The sequence below is a fragment of the Lentzea sp. NBC_00516 genome, assembly GCF_036346835.1.
Taxonomy (GTDB): Bacteria; Actinomycetota; Actinomycetes; order Mycobacteriales; family Pseudonocardiaceae; genus Lentzea; species Lentzea sokolovensis.
On the sequence record NZ_CP107840.1, the window covers coordinates 5,197,696 to 5,220,315 of the forward strand.

Annotated in this window: 22 protein-coding genes and 1 tRNA gene; 8 read left to right on the forward strand and 15 right to left on the reverse strand. The window is 68.3% G+C overall.

Features of this window, described 5'->3' with window-relative positions; all coding sequences use genetic code 11:
* Positions 1-54: 54 nt before the first annotated feature.
* From OG205_RS22790 to OG205_RS22825, 8 genes are all read right to left on the reverse strand, one after another.
* Positions 55-549, reverse strand: a complete 495-nt coding sequence (locus tag OG205_RS22790) for a GNAT family N-acetyltransferase (protein WP_330270136.1) — start codon at positions 547-549, stop codon at positions 55-57.
* A 13-nt stretch (positions 550-562) separates the two neighbouring features.
* Entirely contained in the window at positions 563-1,765 is a 1,203-nt protein-coding gene (locus OG205_RS22795; RefSeq protein ID WP_330270137.1) for a cytochrome P450, read from the reverse strand.
* A 56-nt stretch (positions 1,766-1,821) separates the two neighbouring features.
* Positions 1,822-2,193 (reverse strand): hypothetical protein, encoded by a 372-nt coding sequence (locus OG205_RS22800; RefSeq protein WP_330270138.1) that lies wholly within the window; start codon positions 2,191-2,193, stop codon positions 1,822-1,824.
* Positions 2,194-2,264: 71 nt separating this feature from the next.
* Positions 2,265-2,444: a hypothetical protein gene (locus OG205_RS22805; protein ID WP_330270139.1), complete on the reverse strand. Its 180-nt coding sequence runs from the start codon at positions 2,442-2,444 to the stop codon at positions 2,265-2,267.
* 108 nt (positions 2,445-2,552) lie between these two features.
* Positions 2,553-2,690, reverse strand: coding sequence for a hypothetical protein (locus OG205_RS22810; protein ID WP_330270140.1), 138 nt, complete (start codon positions 2,688-2,690; stop codon positions 2,553-2,555).
* 95 nt (positions 2,691-2,785) lie between these two features.
* Positions 2,786-2,860, reverse strand: a tRNA-Val gene (locus OG205_RS22815).
* Between the two features lie 36 nt (positions 2,861-2,896).
* Positions 2,897-3,361 (reverse strand): peroxiredoxin, encoded by a 465-nt coding sequence (locus tag OG205_RS22820; protein ID WP_330270141.1) that lies wholly within the window; start codon positions 3,359-3,361, stop codon positions 2,897-2,899.
* 81 nt (positions 3,362-3,442) lie between these two features.
* Positions 3,443-3,874, reverse strand: a complete 432-nt coding sequence (locus OG205_RS22825; protein ID WP_330270142.1) for a DUF3052 domain-containing protein — start codon at positions 3,872-3,874, stop codon at positions 3,443-3,445.
* A gap of 319 nt (positions 3,875-4,193) precedes the next feature.
* On the opposite strand from OG205_RS22825, the gene aceE reads away from it, so the two are divergent.
* Complete coding sequence (aceE, locus tag OG205_RS22830; RefSeq protein WP_330270143.1) at positions 4,194-6,953, forward strand: pyruvate dehydrogenase (acetyl-transferring), homodimeric type; 2,760 nt, start codon at positions 4,194-4,196, stop codon at positions 6,951-6,953.
* Positions 6,954-7,001: 48 nt separating this feature from the next.
* Here the strand turns inward: aceE and OG205_RS22835 are convergent, their stop codons facing one another.
* The 3 genes from OG205_RS22835 to pnuC all read right to left on the reverse strand — a co-directional run bounded on the left by OG205_RS22835 (position 7,002) and on the right by pnuC (position 10,128).
* On the reverse strand, positions 7,002-8,219 hold the full coding sequence (locus tag OG205_RS22835; RefSeq protein ID WP_330270144.1) for a GNAT family N-acetyltransferase: 1,218 nt from the start codon (positions 8,217-8,219) through the stop codon (positions 7,002-7,004).
* 116 nt (positions 8,220-8,335) lie between these two features.
* The gene (locus OG205_RS22840) at positions 8,336-9,508 is read right to left on the reverse strand and encodes a M14 family zinc carboxypeptidase (protein ID WP_330270145.1); all 1,173 of its coding nucleotides are present in this window, start codon (positions 9,506-9,508) and stop codon (positions 8,336-8,338) included.
* Complete coding sequence (pnuC, locus tag OG205_RS22845) at positions 9,505-10,128, reverse strand: nicotinamide riboside transporter PnuC (RefSeq protein WP_330270146.1); 624 nt, start codon at positions 10,126-10,128, stop codon at positions 9,505-9,507. Before pnuC ends, OG205_RS22840 begins: the two co-directional genes overlap by 4 nt.
* Positions 10,129-10,183: 55 nt before the next feature.
* On the opposite strand from pnuC, the gene OG205_RS22850 reads away from it, so the two are divergent.
* Together OG205_RS22850 and OG205_RS22855 are read left to right on the forward strand one after the other, a co-directional pair.
* On the forward strand, positions 10,184-11,293 hold the full coding sequence (locus OG205_RS22850) for a phytase (RefSeq protein WP_330270147.1): 1,110 nt from the start codon (positions 10,184-10,186) through the stop codon (positions 11,291-11,293).
* Positions 11,281-12,318: a winged helix DNA-binding domain-containing protein gene (locus tag OG205_RS22855; protein ID WP_330270148.1), complete on the forward strand. Its 1,038-nt coding sequence runs from the start codon at positions 11,281-11,283 to the stop codon at positions 12,316-12,318. The genes OG205_RS22850 and OG205_RS22855 overlap by 13 nt, the downstream gene beginning before the upstream one ends.
* On the opposite strand, the gene OG205_RS22860 is transcribed toward OG205_RS22855, so the two are convergent.
* The 3 genes from OG205_RS22860 to OG205_RS22870 form a co-directional block, all read right to left on the reverse strand.
* Positions 12,315-13,358 carry a glucose-1-phosphate thymidylyltransferase gene (locus OG205_RS22860; RefSeq protein WP_330270149.1) on the reverse strand — a complete coding sequence of 348 codons (1,044 nt, stop codon included), beginning with the start codon at positions 13,356-13,358 and terminating at the stop codon, positions 12,315-12,317. The genes OG205_RS22855 and OG205_RS22860 overlap by 4 nt on opposite strands.
* A gap of 140 nt (positions 13,359-13,498) precedes the next feature.
* Positions 13,499-14,269 carry a mechanosensitive ion channel family protein gene (locus OG205_RS22865; RefSeq protein WP_330270150.1) on the reverse strand — a complete coding sequence of 257 codons (771 nt, stop codon included), beginning with the start codon at positions 14,267-14,269 and terminating at the stop codon, positions 13,499-13,501.
* 207 nt (positions 14,270-14,476) lie between these two features.
* Complete coding sequence (locus OG205_RS22870; protein WP_330270151.1) at positions 14,477-16,033, reverse strand: alpha/beta hydrolase; 1,557 nt, start codon at positions 16,031-16,033, stop codon at positions 14,477-14,479.
* Positions 16,034-16,153: 120 nt separating this feature from the next.
* Between OG205_RS22870 and OG205_RS22875 the strand changes: the two genes are divergently transcribed.
* The 5 genes from OG205_RS22875 to fabF all read left to right on the forward strand — a co-directional run bounded on the left by OG205_RS22875 (position 16,154) and on the right by fabF (position 20,967).
* Positions 16,154-17,353 (forward strand): PucR family transcriptional regulator, encoded by a 1,200-nt coding sequence (locus OG205_RS22875; RefSeq protein WP_330270152.1) that lies wholly within the window; start codon positions 16,154-16,156, stop codon positions 17,351-17,353.
* A gap of 195 nt (positions 17,354-17,548) precedes the next feature.
* Entirely contained in the window at positions 17,549-18,478 is a 930-nt protein-coding gene (locus tag OG205_RS22880; protein WP_330270153.1) for an ACP S-malonyltransferase, read from the forward strand.
* Positions 18,475-19,452, forward strand: coding sequence for a beta-ketoacyl-ACP synthase III (locus tag OG205_RS22885; protein ID WP_330270154.1), 978 nt, complete (start codon positions 18,475-18,477; stop codon positions 19,450-19,452). The genes OG205_RS22880 and OG205_RS22885 overlap by 4 nt, the downstream gene beginning before the upstream one ends.
* A 46-nt stretch (positions 19,453-19,498) precedes the next feature.
* Positions 19,499-19,735, forward strand: a complete 237-nt coding sequence (locus tag OG205_RS22890) for an acyl carrier protein (RefSeq protein ID WP_089950824.1) — start codon at positions 19,499-19,501, stop codon at positions 19,733-19,735.
* The gene (gene fabF / locus OG205_RS22895; protein ID WP_330270155.1) at positions 19,732-20,967 is read left to right on the forward strand and encodes a beta-ketoacyl-ACP synthase II; all 1,236 of its coding nucleotides are present in this window, start codon (positions 19,732-19,734) and stop codon (positions 20,965-20,967) included. The genes OG205_RS22890 and fabF overlap by 4 nt, the downstream gene beginning before the upstream one ends.
* An 820-nt stretch (positions 20,968-21,787) precedes the next feature.
* On the opposite strand, the gene OG205_RS22900 is transcribed toward fabF, so the two are convergent.
* Positions 21,788-22,360 (reverse strand): hypothetical protein, encoded by a 573-nt coding sequence (locus OG205_RS22900; protein ID WP_330270156.1) that lies wholly within the window; start codon positions 22,358-22,360, stop codon positions 21,788-21,790.
* Positions 22,361-22,620: the final 260 nt, after the last annotated feature.

The window sequence follows — 22,620 nt, forward strand, 5'->3', positions numbered from 1 at the left end:
ATAGCCCTGGTCAGCCGCATTGGGGTTGATCCCCTAATCCCCCGCTAAACGCTCTCACGCCCCCGCGTCCCACGATGCGGGCGAAAACGAGTAGCGCTGCTCCACTCGGCCGTTGCGCGGATGTGGCGCGGGGGCACCGACCTTGATCCACCCAAGGCGTTCGTAGAGCCGCACGCCCCGGACGTTGTCGACATAGACCAGCAGCTCGGCCTTCTCGTATCCATTCTTGATCAACGCGTCGGGCAACGCGCGCAGCAACGCCTCGCCGACGCCCTTGCCCCACGCGTCCGGGTGCACACCCACGTAGTTGATGTAGGCCACTTGGTCAGCGTTCGTCTCATGTGGACCTCCGGCGATGAAACCCACGGCCTCACCGCCTTCCTGCGCGAGCAGCAACAGCGAAGGCTCGTTCGCGAGAGCGCTCTCCACGCCGGGACGCGCCGCTTCGAGCGACGGAACCTCGTCGTAGCCGTCCCGCTCGGTGACCGCGTGCGCCCAGATCAACGCGGCCGTGTCGACGTGTTCCGGTCCCCCTTGGATGATCTCCACGCGGCCCAGCGTGTCAGCGACGGAGCACGACCGGAAGCGATTTAAGGCTGGCCATGATGTCGTTGTGCGTCACCGCGGGCTGCTCGTCGCCCGAATAGGTGGTGCGCGGGAACCGGCTCGTGAGGTGCCGCAGCACCGTTTCGGTCTCCATGCGGGCGAGCGCCGATCCCAGGCAGAAGTGCGGGCCGTGGCCGAACGTCACGTGACCGGTCGTCTCGCGGTCGAGCCGGTACTCGTCGGCCTTGTCGTGCGCCTGCGGGCATCGTCCGGCGGCGCCGAGGTTGATCAACAGCAGCGTGTTCGCCGGAACCGTCGTGCCGCCGATCTCGACCGGCTCGGTGGTGATGCGGTGCGTGGCGCTGCGGACCGGCGAGTTGTGGCGGAGCGTCTCCTCGACGAGGCGTGGCACCAGATCGGGATCTTCGGCCGCCTCGTGCCACAGATCGTTGTCCAACGCGTCGTGTACCACGTTCGCGATGAGGCTCGCTGACGTCTCGTGTCCCGCAACGACGAGAAGGAACGCCATCGCCATCAGTTCGTCGTGACTCAGATGGTCGCCATCGTCGCCGGCGGCCGTGACCAACGCGCCGAACAGCGATCGGGGATCCAGGCCGTTGCTCGTGAGCAGCGAGTGGAAGTAGCCGCCCAGCGCGTCGCTCGCCGGCTGCGACACCTCGGGTTCCATCGACATCATCGTCTCGATCAACGTGCGGACGTGCGCGCGATCGTCGGCCGGCAGCCCGAGCACCTCGCCGATGACGTGCATCGGCATCGGCACGGCCAGCTCCGCGACGAGGTCGATCTCCTCGTTCTCGGGAAGCCCGGCGATCAGTTCCGCGCTGATCTCCTCGATGCGCGGCGCGAGCTGCTGCACCGCCTTGCCGTTGAACGCCTTGACCGCGAGCGCCCGGAGCCGGGCGTGCTGAGGGTTGTCGCTGTTGAGCATGCTCGGCCCGAAGAGACCGGCGAGGTCCGTCTGCGTGCTTCCGAGTTCGGTGAGCTGGCGTTTGATCTCACGCTGCAGGGCCGCGCTGTCCTTGGAGAGCCGCTGGTCGGTGAGCAGCTGACGGGTGAGCTCCAACCCGACCGTGACCACCTGCATCTCGACGCCGTTGGGCAACGTCACGGCGTGCAGTGGCCCCTCTTCCCGTGCGTCGTCCTCGATCCGGTGGTGGTCACGTGCGCGCAAATCGCCGCCGGTCAACAAGTTCGACATGGCCGGTCTTCGCCTCCGTTTGGATTCGACTAAGACCGTTCTACCGTGATCGCCGGCTATCCGAACGAGTCCAACGCGGTGATCGTCTGCACCGCAGGCAGTCGCGGAGGCTCAGCGGCAATGGCCTTGCGCCCCAGCACCCACTCCGGCAGGTGATGCCGAAGCGCCGCACGCCCCTGAGCCGTGATGTCGACCGGCGCCGCCATCCCGTGGTCCATTGCCCGTTCGGGCGCGACCCACGTGATCCAGTCCCGCAGCCGCAGGACCTCGAGGTCGTCCGAATCCCACTGCTTGGCGGGCCGGTGCTCCAGATACCAGCGCGTGGCGCCGCGGTGCACGCCACCCTGCTCCACGAGGGCGAGCAGTTTGACCTGTTCCTGCGTGACGGTGGTGGGGACGGGTTTCGCGGCCTTGCCCTTGCGCTTCACAGGCAGTCGTCGTCCTTCGGAGATGGCGAACCTCGAACAAAGTACGGCACCGTCTCAATTCGTTCCAGCGATCACACACACCAGTCCGAGTTGTGGATGACGCACGCGACCGCATTGCTCGTACTGGTCGTGCAAAACGGTTTCCCGTCGTAGCCGACCATCTGGACGCCGCTCCTGCCCCCGGCCGACCAGTCGAGCTCGATCACCCACGTGCAGTCGCACAACTCCGTGCCGGCGACAACGGTGAACACCTCCGGCTGAGTCGAGGAGACGCTGCAGGGAAGCCGGACCGGGTCCGCGGTCCGGCCCGATCACCGGGTCCGACACCGCCGTCGCCACCGATAGAAAGCAGACGACGATCACGACCGCCACCTCGGACCGAGGTTGAACATGAAGTTGTTGCCGTGGCTGCTACCCAGCTGGAAGACCGCGCCCGCGTCGCCCTCGACAGTGTTGGTGGTCTTGGAAGCCGGGCCCTGCTCGGGTCTCTCGTGCACCGGACCTCCTGCGCCGCAGCGGGGATCTACGCCCTTGCTGCTTCGACCGAGATCGTTGAGGTGTTACGGAATTCCACGCGAGGAGATCTGAACGGTGGTGGGCGCGACAGGGATCGAACCTGCGACCGCTCGGGTGTAAACCGAGTGCTCTTCCGCTGAGCTACACGCCCCGACCCGGCGCCGCGAAGCGCTGGGGTACAGCTACATCATGCCTTGAGGGAGGCTACGGCCTTCTTCCAGGCGTCCTGATCGCGGGCCTCGCCCGGCGCGTTCACCTCGGCGAAGCGGACGACGCCGGCGGTGTCGATCAGGAACGTGCCCCGCAGCGCCATGCCGACGGCCTCGTTGAAGACGCCGTAGGACTGCGCGACGGCCCCGTGCGGCCAGAAGTCGGACAGCAGCGGGAACTGGTAGCCCTCCTGGTTCGCCCACGCCTTCAGCGCGAACGGGGAGTCCACGGACACGCCCAGCGCCTGGACGTTCTCGTCCTCGTAGGTCGCCAGTTCGTCACGCAGCTGGCAGAGCTCGCCCTGACAGGTGCCGCTGAACGCGAACGGGTAGAAGACCAGGAGCACGTTCTTCTCGCCACGGAACGACGACAACGTCACGCGCTGCTTGTTGTAGTCGTTGAGCGTGAAGTCCGGGGCCTCCGAACCGACCTCGACCGCCATGCGCGAAACCCCTCCGGTGCGACAAAGGACCACGAACGCGCTGGGCGCCCGTGGTTCAACCCTATGTCAGCCCGATGAGGGTCAGCGCTTGGCCTTGGCCGACTTCGGCCACACCAGGCGGATGCCCGCCCAGTCGTCGGCGACGCTGATGTTGGAGGTCTGGGACAGGCCAGCGGTGGGGACCGCTTCGGCGACGTCGCTCGGCTCCACGTGGCCGGGGCGGCCGGTCTTCGGGGTGAGAACCCAGATCACGCCGTCCTCGGCGAGCACGCCGGTGGCCTCGAGAAGGGCGTCGACCAGGTCGCCGTCGTCCTCCCGCCACCAGAGCAGGACGGTGCTCACCGTCTCGTCGGCTTCCTCGTCGAGGAGGTCGCCCCCGATTCGCTCCTCGACAGCGGCACGCAAGGCGTCGTCAACGTCCTCGTCCCAGCCGAGTTCCTGGACGACCATGCCTGATTCGATCCCGAGCTTGTCGGCGACGCCGAGCTTGCCGGCGTCTTCCGCGGCGACCACGGTTTTCACTCCTCCAACTACGCAAGAGCGACAGCCCTAAGACTGCCGCCAGAGTCCGTTACTCGGGCTAGCGAACACTGTCAGCTACCTCCGGCGCAACTGTTGACCACGTGACACGCCGTAACAGGTACCCCTGTGGAGTTCCCTACACTGGCATGAGGCACGCTCTACATACCTCTTATCGCGCGCGCGTGAGCGACACGATCCAGAACTACCGACCGGTAGCGATGACGAAGTCGCCACGCAAGGACAACGATAGGAGCGCGTGGCACGGTTTCCGGGCCATCGCGTGTACCGCCAACGAAGCCGAGGAGACACCTTGAGCCCGCAGAACACAGGCCCCGAGCGGGTACGTGTCATTCGCGACGGTCTCGCAGCCCACCTGCCGGACATCGACCCCGAAGAGACGTCCGAGTGGCTGGAGTCGTTCGACGAGGTGCTCAAGGGCGGCGGGCAACAGCGGGCTCGCTATCTGATGCTTCGCCTGCTGGAACGCGCGGGCCAGAACCATGTCGGCATCCCCTCACTGACCAGCACGGACTACGTCAACACCATCCCCACCGAGCGGGAGCCGTGGTTCCCCGGTGACGAGGAGGTGGAGCGTCGTTACCGTGCGTGGATCCGCTGGAACGCCGCGATGACGGTGCACCGCGCGCAGCGGCCCGGCGTGGGTGTCGGTGGACACATTTCGACCTACGCCTCCAGCGCGTCGCTCTACGAGGTCGGCTTCAACCACTTCTTCCGCGGCAAGAACCACCCCGGCGGCGGCGACCAGATCTTCATCCAGGGCCACGCCTCCCCCGGCGTGTACGCTCGCGCCTTCCTCGAGGGCCGGCTGAGCGAGCACCAGCTCGACGGCTTCCGCCAGGAGTACTCGCACGCCGGACCGGGCGGCGGTCTGCCGTCGTACCCGCACCCGCGCCTCATGCCGGACTTCTGGGAGTTCCCCACGGTCTCCATGGGCATCGGCCCGATGAACGCGATCTACCAGGCGCGATTCAACCGCTACCTGCGTGACCGCGGCTTCAAGGACACGTCCGACCAGCACGTGTGGGCGTTCCTCGGCGACGGCGAGATGGACGAGCCCGAGTCGCGCGGCCTGCTCCAGCTCGCCGCGAACGAGCAGCTGGACAACCTGACGTTCGTGGTCAACTGCAACCTGCAGCGCCTCGACGGCCCGGTGCGCGGCAACGGCAAGATCATCCAGGAGCTGGAGTCGTTCTTCCGCGGCGCCGGCTGGAACGTCATCAAGGTCGTCTGGGGCCGCGAGTGGGACGCGCTGCTGCACGCGGACCGCGACGGCGCGCTCGTCAACCTGATGAACAACACGCCCGACGGCGACTACCAGACGTACAAGGCGAACGACGGCGCGTACATCAAGGAGCACTTCTTCGGCCGCGACCCGCGGACGAAGGCGCTCGTCGACCCGATGACCGACGACGAGGTGTGGAACCTCAAGCGCGGCGGCCACGACTACCGCAAGGTCTACGCGGCCTACAAGGCGGCGACCGAGACCGTCGGCCAGCCGACCGTCATCCTCGCCAAGACCATCAAGGGCTACTCGCTCGGCAAGCACTTCGCGGCGCGCAACGCGACGCACCAGATGAAGAAGATGACCCTGGACGACCTCAAGGGCTTCCGGGACAGCCTGCGCATCCCGATCTCCGACGAGGTGCTCGAGAAGGACCCGTACCTGCCGCCGTACTACCACCCGGGGCAGGACAACCAGGAGATCCAGTACATGCTGGAGCGCCGCCGTCAGCTGGGTGGTTTCCTGCCGGAGCGCCGCACGAAGTCCAAGGCGCTGGTGCTGCCGGGCGACAAGGTCTACGAGGGCATCAAGCGCGGCTCCGGCAAGCAGGAGGTCGCCACGACGCAGGCGTTCGTCCGGCTCGTCCGCGACCTCGCGAAGGACCCGGAGATCGGCCCGCGCATCGTGCCGATCATCCCGGACGAGGCACGAACGTTCGGCATGGACTCCATGTTCCCGACGCAGAAGATCTACAACCCGAACGGCCAGGCGTACACCTCGGTGGACGCCAACCTGATGCTCGCCTACAAGGAGTCCGAGCAGGGCCAGATCCTGCACGAGGGCATCAACGAGGCGGGTTCCACGGCGTCGTTCACGGCGGTCGGCACGTCCTACGCCACGCAGGGCGAGCCGATGATCCCGATCTACATCTTCTACTCGATGTTCGGCTTCCAGCGCACGGGCGATGGCCTGTGGGCGGCGGCGGACCAGATGGCGCGCGGCTTCGTGCTCGGTGCCACCGCTGGCCGCACCACGCTGACGGGTGAGGGCCTGCAGCACGCCGACGGTCACTCGTTGCTGCTGGCGCACACGAACCCGGCCGTGGTCTCGTACGACCCGGCGTGGTCCTACGAGGTGGCGCACATCGTCAAGGACGGTCTGCGCAGGATGTACGGCGAGAACGCCGAGAACATCTTCTACTACATGACGGTCTACAACGAGCCGTACGCGCAGCCGGCCGAGCCGGAGGGCCTGGACGTGGAAGGCCTCCTGCGGGGCCTCTACAAGTTCCAGGACGGCCCGCAGACCGGTGGCCCTCGTGCCCAGATCCTCGGATCGGGTGTGGGCCTCCCGTGGGCGCTCAAGGCGCAGAAGCTGCTCGCCGAGGAGTGGGGCGTATCGGCGGACGTGTGGTCCGCCACGTCGTACTCGGAGCTGCGCCGCGACGCCGTCGAGACCGACCGCCACAACCTGCTGCACGTCGACGCCGAGCCGCGCGTGCCGTACGTGACGCAGGTGCTCAAGGACGTGCAGGGCCCGGTGATCGCCGTCTCCGACTGGGCGTCGGCGATCCCGGACCTGATCCGCCCGTACGTCCCGACCGACATGACGACCCTGGGCACGGACGGCTTCGGCTTCTCCGACACCCGCCCGGCCGCCCGCCGCCACTTCCTGGTGGACGCGGAGTCCGTCGTCGTCGCCACGCTGGCCGCACTGGCCAGGCGCGGCGAGGTCGAGCAGGCCAAGGTCGTCGAGGCGTCCCGCAAGTACCGCATCAACGACGTGCAGGCCGCTGGGCCTTCCACGGGCGACGCGGGACTGGCCTAGCCACTCGCTGATCCGAAGGGCCGCTCCGCACACGCGGGGCGGCCCTTTTCACGCCCTGAGGGCGTACTCGGTGAACTGACCGGCGATGGTGAACCCCAGACGCCGGTAGACGGTCTCACCGTCCTCAGAGGCCTGTAGGACGGCAATGCGGTACCCCTCGGCGCGTGCGGTGCGCAACGCGGCCAACGTGATCGCGCCGCCGTAGCCGCGCCGGCGTTCTCCGGCGAGGGTCGCGATGTTGTAGATCCCGGCGACTCCGGCGTGCAGGAACACCTCCGCCGTGCACACCGCCCTGCCGTCCACGTACCCGACGAGGTAGCGCGCCTGGCTGGCCAACGCGTGCGGGGCGACCTCCGCGTAGAAGCGGCGAACCGTCGCCGCGGGCGGATCCCAGTTCGCGGCCAGGATCGTGGCGTAGTCGGCGAGGTCGGCCTCCGTGGTCACCGCGCGGATCTCCAGCCCCTCGGCGTGAGGCTCGGGCAACGCGGCGTCGGCGAGGTCCATCCACATCGCGGCCTCGGTCTCCGCCTGCACGACACCGGCCTGGACCAGCACCGCGCCGAGACCGTCCGGGGTCGAGGCGGGACCGACCCACCACGAGTGCGGACGCCCCGTCGCCTTCACCGCGTTCACCGTCTCGGCGACGCGAGCGGTCACGTCGTCCGAGGTGAACCTGGCCGCCGCGACCATGTTGAACGTGTCGTCGTCCAGGCCGCTGTCCGCGATCACCAGGTCGTCCGTCTCGCTCACGGTCGCGCCCGCGAGACGCCGGTGCAGGTGGCACGCGTGCTCGGCGAGGTTCTGCTCCATGCTCGTCAACAGGTCGGTGGTGACCTGACGCAACGGTTCGTCGGCAGGCTCGACGTAGTCGTACTCGTCGACGTCCAAAGAGGCGCGCACCGACGCGAGGAAGGCGAGCGACTCGGCGGAGATCCACCAGCCGAGACCGGCCCTGTCGCCGTCCCGGAAGTAGCGCACGACGACCAGACTGGCTGATATATCGGATATCGCCGTGAGCGCGACGAGCGCGTCGTGGACGGGACGCAGCCGGTCGACGACGTGCTCGATCTGCTCGTCGAGCCGCTTCGCGCCGCGGTCGACGATCTTCCAGGCGTGCGCCCGCGGGAGGTCGTGCTCCGGCCGCTTGCTGCCGCGGACGAGTACCTCGTCGGGCTCCAGCCCCAGCCGCTGAGCGATCTCGGCGGCGGACACGGAGTCGCTCTTGAGGGCGAAGTAGGCGTACTGCTCGACACGCACGACGCCCATCGGACCACGTCAACAAGATCACCCGCGACCGATATATCAGTCGGTCGACACCGCCTTGTGCAATGGACGTTTGCGGTCGACCGCAAACGTCCATTGCAAAGATGCAGGTCAGGCAGTTAGCACTGGGCGACGGACTGGGCAGTCAGGAGCGGGCCGTCGGCTCGGGCGTCCAGCAGCAGCGGGACCAGGGCGCGGGCCTCCTGCTTGAGCGGCACGATGCGATCGCCGCCGCGCAGGTACTGGGACGTGATGCCGTGCAGAGCCAGTTCGTCCTGCACGTCGCGGTACTGCGCACCGGTCAGCACGTAACCGCACGGCGGGGTGGTCACCACATCAGACGGATCCGGGGCCTGGTTGTCGGCGCCGCCGAAGTAGATCGGGCCGGTGCGGACGGCACGCGACGCCGCGTTGGCCGCCTCGATCGCCGACCGGTTCGTGCGGACGAACGACTGGGTGCCGTCCAACGCGAGCAGGTGGGACTGGACGCGGTAGGCAGGGGTGTTGTCGACGTTGGTCTCGACCAGCAGGCCCATGCCGTGCTTGAGGCCGCCGGTGTTGCGCAGGATGCGCTCCTGGCCGTCGCCCGCCACCTGGCGCACGGGCTCGCCGGTCACCGGGTCGACGTAGATGCCGTAGACGCCGGACGTGCGGCCGGACGCTTCCACCGAGGGCCGGACATAAGAGCGGGACAGCGACTCGGACAGGTCGTGCACCCCAGGAGCGACGTTGAGGTTGCGCGGCCACAGCCAGAGGACGTCCTTCACGTAGTAGGGCTCGGACGGGCCGAACTCGTGCAGGTCGTGGATGACGTCGGGCTGCCAGTCGCGGATCACCGAGGCCATGGCGCGGGCCTCGGCGGAGCGCAGCAGCAGGTGGTCGCGGTTGATGTCGATGCCGGCGGAGTTGCCGCGGGTGTCAGCGACGCGGCCGTCCGGGTTGGCGTTCGGGACGAACAGGTAGGTCACGTCGGACGAGCGCGGCAGGGAGCGCATGCGGATCAGGCACGCCTCGCGGCCGGCGGGTTCGTCGCCGTGCTGGGAGCAGATCAAGAGAACCACCGTGCGCGCGGAGCGGGAGCCGACGCGCACGAGCTGGACGGGGCGGCCCTGGGCGGTGACGCCGATCTCCGAGACGGGGAGGCCGGTGGCGCGCAGGTAGGCCTGTTCCTCGGCCTCGGTGGTCCACTTGCCGGTGAGCTCGAATCCGGTGCGCGGCGCAGGAGCGGCGACGGCCGGAACGGCTGCCAGCGACGAGACAGCGGTCAGCAAAGCGATCAACAGTCCCCTCATAGAGGAGACTTTGCCGCCTGTGTCAACCGGCGGGCGGTGCGGTTCCAGTCGACGAAACCGTGGATCACCAGGCCCGCGAAGATCACGTAGACGAACGCGCTGAAGTACAGGCCCGACTGGATCTGCAACGGCACGCCGACGGCGTCGACCACCAGCCACACCAGCCAGAACTCCACCAACCCCAGGCCCTGCAACGCGAAGGCCAGGATCGTGCCGATGAAGATCGCGGCGTCCGGCCACGGTGCCCACGAGGCGTCCAGAGCGTCCAGCACCAGCGCGAACGCGACCGTGCCGACGACGAACGCACCGGCAACGGCGGCACGTTCACGCCAGGAACCCTTGCGCACCACCACGCCGAAGACTGGGTCACGGCGACGCGCCCACGCGTACCAGCCGTAGACGGCGATCGCACCAACGGCGACCTGTCTGGTCGCCAGGCCACCCAGGTGCGCCGACATGTAGACGGTGAACAGCAATGCGACCGAGACCAGCTGAACGGGCCAGGTCAAGAGTGAACGGCGCTGCGCGAGGAACACCACCGCGAGCGCCAGCACCTGCCCGACCAGCTCCGTGTAAGCGATCTTCTGGCCGAAGAGCGTCAATCCCACGTCGTACCACACGGTCTGTTCCCCCGCGGTTCAGTCGCAGTACATCGGTGTTTCCTACGGTCCCACCATGTCATCTTCCTTAGCACTGGCGCTCGTGCCTTTGTTCCTCACCACCCCTGTGCCGCCCGTCATCACACCGACGGTCATCACGCAGACGTTCGAGGAGCCCGCCGACGCGGACGACCCGGCCATCTGGGTGAACCCGCGCAACACCGAACGCAGTGTGGTCCTGGGCACACTCAAGGAAGGCGGCTTGGCGGCGTTCGACCTCAACGGCCGCACGATCGGCGTCTACCCGGCGCCACTGCCACCCACGCCGGACGCGAAGCCCGGCCGCTTCAACAACGTCGACGTGCTCGGCGACCTGGCGTTCGTCAGCGACCGCGGCCGTGACCGCGTCCGGGTGTTCCAAGTGGACGAACGCGGCGCGAAGGACGTCACGAACCCCGCCACCAGGCCGGTGTTCTCCAGGACCGAGGCAGAGGTCGACGAACAGCACACCGCGTACGGCCTGGCCGCCGGTCACGTCGACGGCAAGGACGTCGTCGTCACCAGCCGCCGCAGCGAGACCAGCATCGCTCTCCTCCAGGTCGTCAAAGGCCCCGGGTACGACACCAGGAAGGTGTCCACTCTGGACCTTCCAAGCACCTTCACCCTGCCCGACGGCAAGAAGTGGACGGTGTGCGGCGAGCCCGGCGAGGGTCCGCAGGTCGAGGGCATGGTGATCGACGAGAGCACGAACACCCTGTACGCCGCGCAGGAGGACGTCGGCATCTGGCGCATCCCCTTGCGTTCCAACGGCTTCGGCAGGCCGCAGCTCGTCGACAAGGTCCGCACGTGGGGCGCGCCGCAGAAGTACGACCCGGAGACCGAGGAGTGCGAGGCCGACGGCCCGAACCCCGGCTTCGGCGGCAAGTGGCTCGAAGCCGACGCCGAGGGCCTCACGATCGCGAACGACGTGCTGCTCGCGTCCAGCCAGGGCGACTCGCGGTTCGTCGCGTACCGCAAGGCGGACATGAAGCCGCTGAAGGACTTCCGGATCAAGGACGTCGAGCACTCCGACGGCGCCGACATCGTCCTGGGCAAGCTGAACCTGCTCGTCGTCCACGACGGCGAGCGCCCGAACGGCACCGGATTCGCGTTCGTCCGGCATAACCTGTCCCGATGGGGACTCTGAGCCTGGACCAGCTCAACAGAGCGCTGATCGAACGCCAGATGCTGCGCGAGCGCGCGAACCAGAGCGCGCTCGCCACCATCGAGCACCTCTTCGGCATCCAGGCGCAGGAACCGAAGTCGCCCTACGTCGGCCTCTGGACGCGGCTGAACGACTTCCAGCCGAACGAGCTCGAAGACCTCCTGACCACCAGGGAAGCCGTCCGCATGCTCCTGATGCGCGGCACGATCCACCTGGTCAGCGCGCGGGACGCGCTCGGTCTGCGCCCCCACATGCAGCTCCGGCTCGACCGCGAACTGCAGAGCGGCCCGTTCGCCGGCCGTCTCAGGGGCCTCGACTTCGACGAGATCGCCGCAGCGGGCCGCGAGATCCTCGACGAGACCCCGCAGGGCACCGCGGACGCCGGCAAGCAGCTCAAGCAACGCTGGCCCGACCGCGAACACACAGTTCTCGGCAACGCGCTGCGCAACAAGCTCGCCCTCGTGCAGCTTCCGCCGCGCGGCCTGTGGCACAGCAGCGGCAGGGCCGTCTGCACGACCGTCGAGAACTGGCTGGGCAGGCCGCAGAACGCCATGGACAAGGAAGAACTCGTCCTGCGCTACCTCAGGGCCTTCGGCCCGGCCACCGTCATGGACGCCCAGCAGTGGTCCGGTCTCACGAAACTCGCCGAGACGTTCGCGGCACTGCGCCCGCGGCTCGCGACGTTCCGCAATGAGGAGGGCAAGGAGCTCTTCGACCTCCCCGACGCCCCGCGCCCCGACCCGGACACCCCGGTCCCCGTCCGGCTCCTGCCTGAGTTCGACAACATCCTGCTCGCCCACGCCGACCGCAGGAGGGTCATCGCCGACGACCGGCTCGGCGTCGTCATCGGCGGCAGGCCCACGGTTCTCGTCGACGGCTACGTGGTCGCCACCTGGGCGATCACCAAAGAGCGCCGGATCACCGTCGACTACATCGACCAGCTGGACAGGAGCAGGCAGAAGGCGGTCGCCGAGGAGTGCGACCGCCTTCAGGACTGGATCGACTAGGCAGCGACTTCGACGTGCGCGCCGTCACCGACGACCAGCCGGTGCTGGCGCGCCGAGCCGACGCGGGCCCGGCGGCCGATCAGCGACGTCTCGATGCCCGACACGTTGTGCACGGACGCCTCGTTCAGCACGATCGAGTCGGCCACCCCGGACTCGACGATCCGGCAGTCCGCGCCGATCGACGTGTACGGCCCGATGATCGACTCCTCGACCAGGGTCCCGGCGCCGATGATCACGGGCCCGACGATGCACGACCGCACCACGCGCGCACCCTCCTCGACCACGACGTCACCGATCAGCCGCGACTCGTCGTCGACGATGCCCTGGATGTCGGTCCGCAGGCCCATCAGCAGCTCGCGGTTGCACTCCAGCACGTCCTCGACCTTGCCGGTGCCCTTCCAGAACCCGGAGTACATCCGCGCCCGCACATCGCGTTCGTGCGTCACCAGCCACTGCAGCGCGTCGGTGATCTCGAACTGGCCGCGCCACGACGGCTCGATCGCGTCGACGGCGGCGTGGATGGCAGGGGTGAAGAAGTAGACGCCGATCATCGCGAGGTCGCTGCGCGGCTCCTGGGGGTGCTCGATCAGCCGCGTCACGCGCGAGTTCTCGTCCACCTCAGCGACGCCGTACAGGCGCGGGTCCTCGACCTTGTCCACGAGCACCTGCGCGGACGGCCGCAGCCGCTCGAACTCGTCGGCGATCTGGGCGATGCCCTCGACGAGAACGTTGTCGCCCACGTACATCACGAAGTCCTCGTCACCGAGGAACGGCCGGGCGATCCGCACGCAGTGCGCGAGGCCCAGCGGCACGTCCTGCTGGATGTAGGTGATCGAGACACCCAGGTACGCGCCGTCGCCGAACAGCTCGGAGATCTCCTGCGCGCCATCGCCCACCACGATGCCGATGTCGGTGATCCCGATGTCCCGCAGGTTCTCCACGACGTACTCGAGCACCGGCTTGTTCGCGATGGGGACGATCTGCCGTGGCAGCGAGTATCCGGCCGGGCGTACGCCCGCGGACAGCACAAGGGCTTTCATTGGTCCTCCACCGCGACGGAACAGTTCGGGTGGACACGAGGCTGCGGCCGGGCGCTGGATCGAAACTGGAGAACCGTCAGAACACCAGAAAGGGGCCCTGCGCGAGATGTTTCGCGCAGGGCCCCTCCAGGTACTGAGAACTACCTCTCGGACATCGGGGTGCCCGACGGAGGCGTCTGCATGTCACCCATGCGGCCGCCCACGGTGGACGGCATCTCCTGCGACGCACGCGGCATCGGCGACTGGACCTGCGCCTCGTCCTGCACGCGGGTCAGCCAGCCCTCCCAGCGCTGCTGCATCGGGCGGACCAGGCCGCCACCCACACCGATGACGATCACGCCGGCGACGGTGGCGAGCACGGCGATCAGGACCGGCATGGTCACCGAGACGGCGATGCCCAGCTGGTTGAGCGCCGCGATGACGCCGAGCGCCATCACGAAGCCGTAGGTGATGTTGCCCAGGATCTTCGTGTACGAGCGCTGGCCGAGCGCGCCGGTCACGAGGCCCTTCAGCGCCGTGCCGATGGCCGACGCGACGATCACGAGCACCATCGCCACGACGATGCGCGGCAGGTACGCGATGACCTCGTTGAGCAGCGTGCTGACCGGGTTCGAGGCGCCGAAGACGCCGAACGCCAGCTGCAGCGCGATGAGCAGCACGAAGTAGTACACGATCTTGGCGATCAGGCCGGAGGCGTCCATCGACGACTGCCGCATCGCGCCGTTGAGGCCGGACTTGTCGACGAGCTTCTCGAAGCCGACGCGCTTGAGCAGGAACTGGACGCCCTTGGCGAGCGCCTTCGCGATGAACCAGCCGATGACCAGAACGAGCAGGAAGCCGAGCAGCTTCGGCACGAACGTGGCGATCATCGCCCACGCCTGGCCCAGGCCCTCGGTGATTTGCGAGCCCACGGGCCCTCCTATGAACAAAGTTGCGGTGAGTGAAGATCAGACGACGTGATCGTTTCGTGGATCACACCGCTCCACAACTTCGACACTGCTACACGAAAGGGTGGCTGACGTGGATTTTTGTCGCAATACAGTCCAGAGTGGAACCACCGGTGGGGACCGGGGAGAGGGAAGCGCCCGCCACGCTCCGTGGCGGGCGCTTCCACATTTCTACGGTCGTGCGGACAGCCCCCGGCCGTCCAGATAGGCCTGGATCCCCTCGGGGGACAACGCGGGGGCCGCGCCGCCCTGACCGTCCTTGGGCACGTCCGGCCGCGGGTCACCGGCGCACTCGGAACTGCTGCCCGGCAGCGCCCCGTCGATCAGGTACCGGTTGACCCTGTCGTCGACGCACTTGTTGCCGCCGTTGTAGAGGCCGTGCTTGCCCTCGTCGGTGACGGTGATGAGGTTGTGCCCGAGCCGCTGCGCCATCGCCGGGCCGCTCGCGTACTGCGTCTGCGTGTCGCCCTCCGACTGCACGACGATGCCGATCGGATAGCCGTTGCGACCGATCCTGACCGGCGGCTCCGGCGGCGTGAACGACCGGAACGTGCAGGTCATCGGCGCGGCGCGGACGATGCCGAAGCCGTACGGGTAGCGCTCGCGGAACATCCGCATGTCCTCGTAGTAGACGTGCAGGTCGGTCGGCCAGTCCGACTCGCAGGTGACCGTGTCGAACACGCCGGACCGCAGTTCCTCCAGCCCGGTCTTCGCGAGCACCTCACCGGCCTTGGCGCCCTCGGCGTTGTCCGGCTTCTCCCCCGACCGCAGCTTGATCACGATCGACGCCAGGTCCGACCACAGTGGACGGTAGCGGGCACCGACACCCGTTGCGCCGTCGAAGGAAGAGCGGTTGTGCTCACCGATCGGCGTCGCGTGCAGCTTCGCCGCGACCTTCTCGACCTCGGCCAGCACCTCGTCGCGGGACTTGCCCAGCCCGAACTTCTCGTTGCGCTCCCCCGCCCACGCCGCCCACGCCTCGACGTCCATCCGGTACGCCACGGCCTGCTGGCGGAACTGCTCGTGCCAGATCCACTCCGGGTGCACGGCCGAGTCGAGCACGCTGCGGTCGAGCCGGTTCGGGAACAACGTCCCGTACACCGCGCCCAGGTACGTGCCGTAGGAGTAGCCCAAGTAGTTGATCTTCTGCTCGCCCAGCACGGCACGCACGACGTCCATGTCCCGCGCGGTGTTCGCGGTGCTGATGAACTGCCGGATCCCGCCGCCCGACTTCTGGCAGGCCTCCTCGGCCTCGCGCGCCTCGGCCGCCCACTTGCCGAACTCGCCGTCCGCGGGGCGGGATTCCGGCTCGGCGATCGCGGGCGCGGTGCGGCAGTTCAGCGCCGTCGAACCACCGACGCCGCGCGGGTCGATGCCGATCACGTCGTAGACCTGCGAGAGCTCGGACTTCCCCAGGAACAGCGGCAGGCCGAGCCCGGAACCACCAGGTCCACCCGGATTGGTGAACAGCACGCCGCGCCTGCGGTCGGCCGCCACCGCCTTCTTGCGGCTGATCGTCAGGTTGATCCTGTCGCCGCCCGGTTTGGCGTAGTCCAGCGGCGCGACGAGCGTGGCGCACTCCAGCTCGGCGAGCTTTCCGCTGCACTGCGCCCACTTCACCGGTTGGGCGTGGAACTCGGCGAGCGGGTCGGGCGGATCGGCCGCGGCGGTCACGCTCGTCATCAGCAACGCCACCACGCTCAGGGCAAGTGCCGGGAACCTACGCAAGACGAACCTCCGCGCCGCACTGAAAGAGCTCTGCCGCCCGACGGTATGGCCGCGCAAACACCCACATGGGTTCTGTCACCCATCCCGGTGATGTCCCCTCCTGAGCCCTAAGCTGCGGGTATGACCAGCAGCAAGGCGAAGGAGGAGCACCCGCCCACGCTCTCCGCCCGCACGATGCGCAAGATCGAACGCGCGTCGGGCTCACTCGCCACCGCCAGCGTGGCCGAGATGGAACGGCGGCTGTCGTGGTTCGCGCGAATGCCCGCGGACCAACGCGCGAGCGTGTTGCTGCTGATCCAGAACGGCGTGGCCGGGTTCGTCGAGTGGCTGCACGACCGGCAGCAGGCGATCCGGCTCACCGCGGACGCGTTCCGCAGCGCCCCCAAGGACATCTCCCGCTGGGTCAGCCTGCGCCAGACCGTGGAACTGGTCCGGATAGCGCTGGAGCTGTTCGAGGAGCAGATGCCGCAGATGGCGGCGGACGAGGCGGAGCGCGCGCTGCTGATGGAGGGCGTGCTGCGGTACGGGCGGGAGATCGCCTTCTCGGCCGCCACCTCGTACGCGACCGCCGCCGAGGCCCGCGGCGCCTGGGACGCGCGGCTGGAAGCGCTGGTCGTGGACGGCATCGTGCGTGGCGACCCCGAGGAGTCGCTGCTGTCCCGAGCCGCCGCGCTCGGCTGGGACCCGGCGATCGAGGCCACGGTGCTGGTCGGCAACCCCGGCGGCGAGGACCCCCCGACGATCATCTACTCGGTGCGCAGCAAGGCCGCCCGGGCCGGTCGGCCGGTGCTGCTGTCCGTGCAGGGCTCCCGGCTCGTCGTCGTGCTCGGCGGCCCGACCGAGACCGGCGAGGACGTGCTGGGCCGCATCTCCGAGGGCTTCGGCGAGGGTCCCGTGGTCGCCGGCCCCACCGTGACCAGCCTTTCCGAGGCTCATCGCAGCGCCAGTGACGCGCTGAGCGGCCTGCGCGCGGTCGTCGGCTGGCCCGCCGCGCCCCGGCCCGTTCGTTCGCTCGACCTGCTTCCGGAACGCGCGCTGGCAGGCGATCCGGAGGCCGAGTGGCAGCTGGTCGACAGGGTCGCGCGGCCGCTGGAGGACGCCGGCGGCGCGCTGCTGGAGACCGTGGACGCCTTCCTGGAGGTCGGGGGCGTGCTGGAGACGTGCGCGAAAAGACTGTTCGTGCACCCGAACACGGTCAGATATCGCCTTCGGCGCGTTCAGGAAATGACGGGAAGAAATGCACATGACGCTCGAGACGCACTTGTGCTTCGCGTCGCTTTGTCTGTAGGACGCCTTGCTCGCGCCCGGGGCCTGTGGTAGCCGAACGAGCTGTGACGGACTTCGCACGCCTCCGTTAGGGTGAGGGCCAAACGACCCCTCACCGCGCTGAGCTGGGCTTACGTCGCGGAGCGTTCACCTGGCAGACACTTTTGTAGGATCTCTACAAATACGATCGCAGTACTTCGTTCTTTACAGCATGGGGTACCGGTGGGTTCACCAGCTTTAGTAATCGACGTGATCGCACTCCTCGCGCCCGGACAAGGGTCCCAGACGCCCGGCATGCTCACCCCCTGGCTCGAACTGGAGGGGGCCGAGAAGCAGGTCCGGTCGTGGTCGGAGATCACGGGCCTGGACCTCGTGCGTCTCGGCACCACCGCGGAGGCCGACGAGATCGTCGACACCGCGATCACCCAGCCTCTCGTCGTGGCTCTCGCGCTGCTCGCGTTCGGTGAGCTGCGCCGCCGCGTCGAACTGCCCTCCGCCGTGATCGTCGGCGGCCACTCGGTCGGCGAACTCGCCGCCGCGTCGGTCGCGGGCGTCATCAGCGCCGACGACGCCGTCGCCCTGGCCGCCGTGCGCGGTGCCGCGATGGCCGAGGCCTGCGCCCTGGAGCCGACCGGCATGGCCGCGGTGCTCGGTGGCGACGAGCCGGAGGTGCTCGCGCGCCTCGAGGAGCTCGGCCTCGTGCCCGCCAACCGCAACGGCGCCGGCCAGATCGTCGCGGCCGGTCCGCGTGCCGCGCTCGACGAGCTCGCGGAGAACCCGCCGGGCACGGCGAAGGTCCGCAAGCTGGCCGTCGCGGGCGCCTTCCACACCAAGTACATGGCGCCGGCCGAAGACGCCGTGCGCGCGCGTGCCGCCGAAGTCACCACGCACGACCCGTTGCTGCCGCTGCTGTCCAACAAGGACGGTCAGGTCGTCACCGAGGGCACCGAGGTGCTGCGACGCCTGGTCTCGCAGGTCACGAGCCCGGTCCGCTGGGACGTCTGCCAGGCCACCCTCGTCGAGAAGGGCATCGCCGGCTCGATCGAGCTGCCGCCCGCCGGCGCGCTCACGGGTCTCGCCAAGCGTGCGATGAAGGGCACCGCCACCCTCGCCCTGAAGACGCCTGACCAGTTCGAAAAGGTCACGGAGCTCTTCGAGACCGTTGGAGCTACTAAGTGACAGGCTTTCAGGCCCCGCAGGCAGCTGCGGGTAGCCGCATCATCGGTCTCGGCAGCTACCAGCCCGAGACGGTGGTGAGCAACCACGACCTCGCCCAGCGCATGGACACCTCGGACGAGTGGATCCGCGAGCGCGTCGGCATCGTCAACCGGCACGTGGCGGCCAAGGACGAGGGCGTCGTGGACATGTCCGTCGCGGCGGGCACCAAGGCGATCGCGGACGCGGGCCTCACGGCGGCCGACATCGGCGGCGTGATCGTGGCGACGTGCACCATGCCGTCGACGATCCCGAACGCCGCCGCGCAGGTCGCCACTCGGCTCGGCATCACAGCGGCGGCCGCGTTCGACCTGAACGCCGCGTGCGCGGGCTTCTGCTACGCCGTCGCGACCGCCGCGGACATCGTCCGCGGGGGCGCCGTGAAGAACTTCCTCGTCATCGGCGCGGAGAAGCTCACCGACTGGACCCACCCCGACGACCGCTCGACCGCGATCATCTTCGCGGACGGCGCGGGTGCCGTCGTCGTCGGCGCCAGCGACGAGAACCACATCGGCCCCGTCGCCTGGGGCTCGGACGGCACGATGTCCGAGGTCATCAGGATCGACGACCGCGACTCGTTCATCCACCAGGAAGGCCAGACGGTCTTCCGGTGGGCGACGACCCAGATCGCACCGGTAGCGCTCCGTGCCGCCGAACTCGCGGGTGTCGAACTGTCCGAAGTGGACGTGTTCGCCCCGCACCAGGCCAACCTCAGGATCATCGAGGCCATCGCCAAGCGCCTGCGCAACAATGGTGCGCGCGAGGACCTGAAGGTCGCTCGAGACATCGTCGAATCCGGCAACACCTCCTCGGCCTCCATCCCCATGGCGCTGGACCACATGCGGTCGGCGGGCGAGATCTCCTCAGGAGACGTGGTGTTGATGGTCGGGTTCGGCGCGGGCCTGTCCTACGCGGGACAGGTGGTCCGGTGCCCATGAGCACCACTCAGGGTTTTTTCATCGTTTCAATCGAAAGGGAACTTCAGTGAGCGACAACGTCCTGACCGGTCTTGCCGAGATCGTCGAAGAGGTCGCCGGCGTTGCCGCCGACGACGTCACCGCTGAGAAGTCCTTCGTGGACGACCTCGACATCGACTCGCTGTCGATGGTCGAGATCGCCGTCCAGGCTGAGGACAAGTTCGGCGTGAAGATCCCGGACGACGAGCTGGCCAACCTCAAGACCGTTGGTGACGCGGTGAACTACATCACCAGCAACAAGTGAGTTCGGGCATCGAGGTCGTCATCACCGGGCTGGGTGCCACCACCCCGCTCGGTGGTGATGTCACGTCCACCTGGGACGCGCTTCTGGCAGGCAAGAGCGGGGTCGCACCCATGACCCACGAGTGGGTCGCGAAGTACGACCTGCCTGTCAAGATCGCGTCCGAGCTCGTGGTGGACCCGACCGAGGTGCTCCCCCGAGTGGAAGCTCGACGCCTGGACCGCTCCGAGCAGGTCGCCATCGTGGCGTCCCGCCAGGCATGGTCCGACGCGGGACACAACGACGACACCGTCGACAAGCAGCGCCTCGCCGTGATCATCGGCACGGGCATCGGCGGCGCGATCACCCTGCTGACCCAGGACGACCTCCTGGAACAGCACGGCCTGCGCAAGGTGTCGCCGCTGACCGTCCCGATGCTCATGCCGAACGGCCCGGCCGCGCACGTGGGCCTGGAACTGAAGGCACAGGCGGGCGTGCACGCCCCGGTCTCCGCCTGCGCGTCAGGCGCGGAGGCCATCGCGTGGGCCTACCGCATGATCATGTCCGGCGAAGCCGACGTGGTCGTGGCAGGCGGCGCGGAAGCGTGCATCACGGCGATCCCGGTAGCGGGCTTCTCCCAGGCCCGCACCATGAGCACCCGCAACGACGAGCCGGAAAAGGCCTCGCGGCCGTTCGACACGGGCCGCGACGGCTTCGTCCTCGGCGAGGGCGCGGGCGTCATGGTCCTGGAACGCCGCGAGTTCGCAGAGGCCCGCGGAGCTCACATCTACGGCCGTCTCGCCGGCATCGGCACGTCGGCCGACGGCTACCACATCACCGCCCCGGACCCCGAGGGCGTCGGCCAGTCGCGCGCCATCGCCGCAGCACTTCGCTCCGGCGGCATCGACCCGTCCGACGTGGGCCACGTGAACTGCCACGCCACCTCCACCCCGGTGGGCGACGTCGCGGAAACCGTGGCCATCCGCAAGGCGATCGGCGACCACCCGGTCCTGACCGCCCCGAAGGGCTCCCTGGGCCACCTGCTGGGAGCAGCAGGCGCGGTAGAAGCCATCATCACGGTCCTCTCGATCCGCGACGGCATCGTTCCCCAGACGCTCAACCTGGAGAACCTCGACCCGGCCGTCACGCTGGACGTGGTGGCGGGCGAACCGCGCAAGATCAAGCTGGACGCCGCGGTGAACGACTCGTTCGGGTTCGGCGGCCACAACGTGGCCCTGGCCTTCACCCCGGCCTAAGTACCACCCGCTCCACCGCACGCCCCGGTCCGCCCAGCGGCCCGGGGCGTTGCGCTTTCCGCCGTGGCCGTGGGGTTTGGGCGCGCTCGCGCAGGGGTCCCCTTGGGTTCAGGATCCCCCGCGACCCAACGTAGCGAGTGGGTCTGACAGTCCCGCGAGAACGAGAGCGAGAACTGGGCAGGCGGGAGCTGGGCAGGCGGGACGAGCGAGACGAGACGGCGGGACGGAACGGAACGACGCGAGGCAGGGCAAGGCGCGGCAAGGCGGGGCACTCCGCACGCGATGCCGCAGGCGAGCCGTCCCTACCGCGCGCTCATGGGTACGCCACTCGCACGCGAAGCCGAAGGCGAGCCCGTCCGAGCGCGCGCTCACATGATCCGCAGATCGCACGCGACGCCGAAGGCGAGCTGTCCTTACCGCGCGGTCAGGGTGGGGTGGTCCCGTCACGAGTCGCACCTCAGCTCTTGCTGCATCTGAGGAGGAGGGTCAAGTCGACACGCTTTTCGTCGACTTGACCCTCCTCCTCAGATGTGGCCCGCTCGGGTGCGGCTCGTGACGGGACCACCCCACCAACGCACCCCACGAAGCAACGCGCCTCCGCCCAACGCAACAGGCGTGCCATCTACCCGCGTGTGGCGTGGGCCGGTCTTTGATCAGATTGTGGGGGTCTGGGGGCGGAGTCCCCAGGAAGCAGCCGCCGCACAAGGACTCAACGCACCCACCTACGAACACCAAACCGGCGCCCGCCAACGAAACAGGGGGACGACCCACGCAACCAACGCGCCAAGGCCGAAGGCCAAAGGCCGAGGAGCCCAACCCCTCAGCACTTCTCCATCTGAGGGTTCCGGTTCTCCGCCGCCTCATCCACCTTCAACATCCCGCCCTCCCACACCAGCACGTACACCACCCGCCACCGAATACACCCCTCCGGCAACGCAGGCGGAGCCTTGGCGACATCCTGAGTGGACACGAACGAGATCAACACCCGCAGCCGCCGAGTGACCACATCGGTCTCGACCCGCTGCACCACCATCCCGCCGTCCTGAGTGGTCTCGTACGCCGCAACCCAGGAAGCCTCAGGCGTGGACGAGACCCGTCGAGCCGACACCACCCCGCGCCAACCGTCGAAGTCCCGAGAGTTGATCGCGTCGAAGTAGGCCTGCAGCACCCGCTGCACAGCGGTCCGATCGGGATGGGTGAACGAGTCCGGGCTCAGCCGGACCTCCGCGGACCCGGGCAACGGCCCGGCGACGGACGAGGACGCGACCACGGGCGCCCCCTTGGCCTCGGCCGGACGCGAGTACACGGTCCGGCCCACCATGCCTGCCGCCACCGCGGCGCCGGTGATCACCACCACGGCCGGCACCAGCCAGCGGCTTGCCACGCTCCCCACACGCGCAGCCTAGCCGCACGACACGCCGGGCAGCAGAGGGCCGCTCACGAAACGTGTCGCGTTACAACAAAACACGGATTTCACTCGAACGATTACATCACATAGGGATTTGGCGGGTTGCATGTAGCAAGACAATGTTTGCTACATAATTAGTCGGTAACCAATCTCATCCAACGAATGGGTTCCAACGGGGTATCCCTTACCGCCATTCGGCCGTATCAAACACGCAATGGGCGCCAATAATGGCTTCACTCGTAAAG

Coding starts and splice junctions, on each gene's coding strand:
- OG205_RS22795 (WP_330270137.1), bottom strand. CDS start 1,765: ATGTCGAACTTGTTGACCGGCGGCGATTTGCGCGCACGTGACCACCAC.
- OG205_RS22850 (WP_330270147.1), top strand. CDS start 10,184: ATGTCATCTTCCTTAGCACTGGCGCTCGTGCCTTTGTTCCTCACCACC.
- OG205_RS22840 (WP_330270145.1), bottom strand. CDS start 9,508: ATGAGGGGACTGTTGATCGCTTTGCTGACCGCTGTCTCGTCGCTGGCA.
- OG205_RS22860 (WP_330270149.1), bottom strand. CDS start 13,358: ATGAAAGCCCTTGTGCTGTCCGCGGGCGTACGCCCGGCCGGATACTCG.
- OG205_RS22820 (WP_330270141.1), bottom strand. CDS start 3,361: ATGGCGGTCGAGGTCGGTTCGGAGGCCCCGGACTTCACGCTCAACGAC.
- OG205_RS22855 (WP_330270148.1), top strand. CDS start 11,281: ATGGGGACTCTGAGCCTGGACCAGCTCAACAGAGCGCTGATCGAACGC.
- OG205_RS22835 (WP_330270144.1), bottom strand. CDS start 8,219: ATGGGCGTCGTGCGTGTCGAGCAGTACGCCTACTTCGCCCTCAAGAGC.
- OG205_RS22875 (WP_330270152.1), top strand. CDS start 16,154: ATGACCAGCAGCAAGGCGAAGGAGGAGCACCCGCCCACGCTCTCCGCC.